Origin of the sequence: Streptomyces niveiscabiei (assembly GCF_001419795.1) — a bacterium.
Classification (GTDB): Bacteria; Actinomycetota; Actinomycetes; order Streptomycetales; family Streptomycetaceae; genus Streptomyces; species Streptomyces niveiscabiei.
This window is the reverse complement of the sequence record NZ_LIRL01000165.1, coordinates 1-4,606: the sequence shown is the minus strand read 5'-3', so window position 1 is coordinate 4,606 and position 4,606 is coordinate 1. Positions and strand designations below refer to the sequence as shown.

Genomic DNA, 4,606 nt, shown 5'->3' with positions numbered 1-4,606 from the left:
CGCGGGCGAACTCCACGTCTCCGGCGAAGGGCTGGCGCGCGGCTACCTGAACCGCCCCGACCTGACCGCCGCCCGGTTCGTCGCCGACCCGTTCGGCACCGGGGAACGGCTCTACCGCACCGGTGACGTCGTACGGCGGCGCGCCGACGGGCAGCTGGAGTTCGTCGGCCGGGGCGACGACCAGGTCAAGATCCGGGGACTGCGCATCGAACTCGGGGAGATCGAGGCCGTGCTGCGCGGCCACGACAGCGTCGAGCGGGCCGCCGTCGTCGTACGGGAGGACCGGCCCGGCATCAAACAGATCGTCGCCTACCTCGTGCCCCGCACGGAACCCGCGCCGGGCGCGGTGCTGCGGGAGTTCGCGCGGGCCTCGCTGCCCGACTACATGGTGCCCTCCGCGTTCCTCACGCTGCCGGAACTGCCGGTGACCAGCAGCGGGAAGACCGACCGGCGGGCGCTGCCCGCGCCGCCCGTCGACGAGGACGCGCACCGGGCGCCCAGGACCGCGACGGAGCAGGTGCTGTGCGGGATCTGGGCCGACGTCTTGGGCCTGCCCAGGGTCGGGGTCGACGACAACTTCTTCACCCTGGGCGGGGATTCGATCCTCAGCATCCAGGTCGTCTCACGGGCCCGCCGGGCGGGGCTCGAACTCACCTCGCGGGACGTGTTCCTGCGCCAGACCGTGGCCGCGCTCGCCGCCGTCGCAGGCGAGTCGGACGGCGCGGCGAGCACCGTACTGGCCGAACAGGGCACCGTGTCCGGGCCGGTCGCCGCCACCCCGATCCGGGACTGGTTCTTCACCACCCACCCCGTCGCACCCGCTCACTTCAACATGGCGATGGAGTGCGAACTCGCCCCCGGCACCCGCCCGCAGGCGCTGCGGGCGGCCGTCGGCGAGGTCGTCGCCCGGCACGACGCGCTGCGCAGCGTGTTCACCCGGACCGGGGACGGCTGGGTGGCGCGCATCCTGCCGGAGCTGGACCTCGACGAGGTGTTCACCGTCCACCCACTGGCCGGGACGGACTGGCGCGAGCTGAGTGCCCGCACCCAGGCCGGGCTGGACCTCGAACACGGGCCGCTCATCCGGGTGCTGGCCGGCACCGACGGCCGGCAGGACGTCGTACGGCTGCTGATCATCACGCACCACCTGGTGATGGACGGCGTCTCCTGGCGGATCCTGCTGGACGACCTCGCCACCGTGCACGCACAGGCGCGCGCCGACCTCGGCCCCAAGACGACGTCCGTCCAGCAGTGGGCGCGCCGCCTGCGACTGCACACCGAGACGGGCGGATTCGCGCCGCAGGAGGCGTACTGGCGGGAGGCCACCGCCGGGGCGCCCACCGAACTGCCGCTCGACATGCCGGACGGCGACAACACGGTCGGCTCCGAGGAGACCGTGACCGTCACCCTCGACGCCGACCGCACCGAGGCCCTGCTGCACCGGGTGCCCGACGTCTACCGCACCCAGGTCAACGACGTCCTGCTCACCGCCCTCGCGCGCACCCTGCGGGAGTGGACCGGGCGGGAGCGGACCGCCGTGAACCTGGAGGGCCACGGCCGCGAGGAACTCTTCGCCGACGTCGACCTGACGCGCACGATCGGCTGGTTCACCACCATCCACCCCGTCGCCCTGCGGCTCCCGGCGGGCGACGCGTGGGCGGCGGCCGTCAAGTCCGTCAAGGAGCAGCTGAGGGCCGTACCCGACCGGGGCATCGGCTTCGGCGCCCTGAACCTCCCCGACGTACCGCACCCCCGCATCAGCTTCAACTACCTGGGCCGCTTCGCCGCCGACCACGCCTGGTACCGGGGCCTGCGCCTCAACCCCGGCGGCGAACACAGCCCCGCCGAAACGCGCCCGCACGTCCTCGACGTCGTCGGCGCGCTCCACGACGGCGGGCTCACCTTCACCTGGTCCTACTCACGCGGCCTGCACCACCGCGACACCGTCCGGCGCCTCGCGGACGCGCTGCTCGCGCACCTGACCGGGTTCCTCGACCACTGCGCCCTGCCCGGCACCGGTGGCCGCACCCCCTGCGACCACCCCCTCGTCGACCTCGACCAGCGGGAGACCGACCTCCTCGCCGGTGACGGCACCACCGTCGACGACATCCTCCCGCTCACCCCGCTCCAGGCCGGCATGGTCTTCCACGCCCTCGCCGACCCCCGATCGGCCGCCTACCGCGAGCAGTTCACGTTCGCCGTGGACGGCGTCACCGACCCCGAAGCCCTCGCCCACGCCTGGCGGACCGTCGTCGCCCGCACCGACAGCCTCCGGGCCGCCGTCGCCTGGCAGGGCGTCCGCGAACCCGTCCAAGTCGTCCACCGGGCACCTGACCTGCCCGTGCGCCTGCTGGACTGGCGCGAGCTGGACGACCGCGACGAAGCCCTCGACGACCTGCTCGCGGCGGACCTCGCGCAGGGCATCGACCTGGAGAAACCGCCCCTGATGCGGCTGACCCTCGTCCGCCTCACCGACCGCCGCGTCCACGTCGTGTGGACCTTCCACCACCTCCTCCTCGACGGCTGGAGCACGGCCGCCCTGCTCTCCGACGTCCTCGCCGAGTACGCGGGCACCACCGACGGCGTCCCGGCGCGCGGCTCCTTCCGCACCTACCTCGCATGGCTGGCCGAACGCGAGCACGGCGCGGCGGCCGACTTCTGGCGCGAGCGCATGGCCGGGTTCACCGAACCGCTGCGCCTGCCCTACGACCGGACCGCCGATCCGGCGGGCGGCGCCCGGCCGCCGGGGCACGTCACCCGGACCGCCTCCGGTGAACTCACCCGCCGCATCGAGGAGTTCGCCCGCACCCACCGGATCACCGTCAACGTGGTGATGCGCGGCGCGTGGGCGCTGCTGCTGTCGCACCACTGCGGCGTCCGCGACGTCGTCTTCGGCTCCACCGTCTCCGGCCGCCCCGACGACCTGCCCGGCGCCGAGGACATCCTCGGCCTGTTCATCAACAGCCTGCCCGTCCGCGTCGACGTGGACCCGCGCCGCCCCGTCGCGGGCTGGCTGCGCGACCTCCAGGACCGGCAGGCCGAGGCCCGCCCGCACGAGCACCTCGCCCTCACCGACATCGACACCGAACTCCCCCCGGGCGCCGCCCTGTTCGACAGCCTCCTGATCTTCGAGAACTACCCCGTCGACGACACCGGCACCCGCCACGGCCTCACCCTCGACGACATCCGGGTCACCGAGGCGACCACCTACCCCCTCACACTCACCGCCTACGCCGACGGCCGGGTCCGCTTCGACCTCGCCTACGACCCCGGCCTGTTCGACCCCCGCACGGCCGACGGCATCGCCGCCCATCTCGAACACCTCCTCGCCACCCTCACCGCCCACCCGGACACCCCCCTCGGCATGTTGCCGCTGGTCCCCGAGGAAGAACTGCGACGACTGGAGGCGGCGGCGGTGGGGGAGGGCACAACAGCCCCCGCCCGCACGGTCGTCGGCCTCTTCCTCGACCAGGTCGCCCGCGCCCCGGGCTCGGTGGCCGTCGTCCACGGCGACCGGGCCGTCACCTACGGCGAACTGGGCGAGCGCGTCGACCGGCTCGCGGGCGCCCTCGTGGAAGCCGGGGTCGGCGTCGAGTCCAAGGCCGGGGTCTGCCTGTCCCGGTCCGTGGACGTCGTCGTCGCGGTCCTCGCCGTCCTGCGGGCGGGCGGCGCCTATGTGCCCCTCGACCCCGAATACCCCCCGCAGCGGCTGGAGTTCATGGTCGCCGACTCGGGCGTCGAGGTCGTCGTCACCGACGGGACCACACAGCCGGACGGCGTACGGCTCCTGCGCGCGGACGCCGCGCCCACGGGCGACGTGACGTTCCCGGAACCGCCGCTGGAGTCGGCCGCCTACACCATCTACACCTCCGGCTCGACCGGCCGCCCCAAGGGCGTCGTCATCTCGCACGCCGCGCTCGCCTCGCTCCTCGACTGGGCGCTCACCCTCGGCGAGGGCATGTTCAGCCGCGTCTTCTTCTCCACCTCCCTCAACTTCGACGTGTCGGTCTTCGAGTTCTTCGCCACCCTCGTCGCGGGCGGCACCCTCGACATCGCCCGGGACGTCCTGGAACTGGCCGAACGCGAGGAGGGCTGGTCGGGGAGCCTGATCTCGGCCGTGCCGTCCGCGCTGACGGCCGTCGTCGCCGAGGACGGGCTCGACGTCACCGCCGGACACGTCCTGATGTGCGGCGAGGCGTTCCCCACCGGCCTCGCCGAACGCATCGCGGAGGTCCTGCCGGGCGCCCGCGTCGCCAACATCTACGGCCCCACCGAGGCCACCGTCTACGCCACCGGCTGGTTCGCCGACCAGGAGGAACCCCCGGCCGGGGCGATCGTCCCCATCGGCCGCCCCCTCGCGGGCCGCACCGTACGCGTCCTCGACACCAGGCTGCGCCCCGTCCCGGCCGGCGTCTGGGCCGAGCTGTACCTCGGCGGCCCCGCGGTCGCCCGCGGCTACCACGGCCGGGCCGGCCTGACCTCCGAACGGTTCGTCGCCGACCCCTTCACCCCCGGCCGGCGCCTCTACCGCTCCGGCGACGTCGTCCGCTGGCGCCCCGACGGCGTCCTGGAGTACGCCGGACGAGGCGACGACCAGGTCAAGGTA

General features: G+C 73.9%; 1 protein-coding gene. It reads left to right on the top strand.

Translation table 11 applies throughout. The features are described 5' to 3' along the window. The coding region (locus tag AOK24_RS09145; protein ID WP_159051830.1) for a non-ribosomal peptide synthetase at nucleotides 1–4,606 on the top strand (4,606 nt) is incomplete at both ends.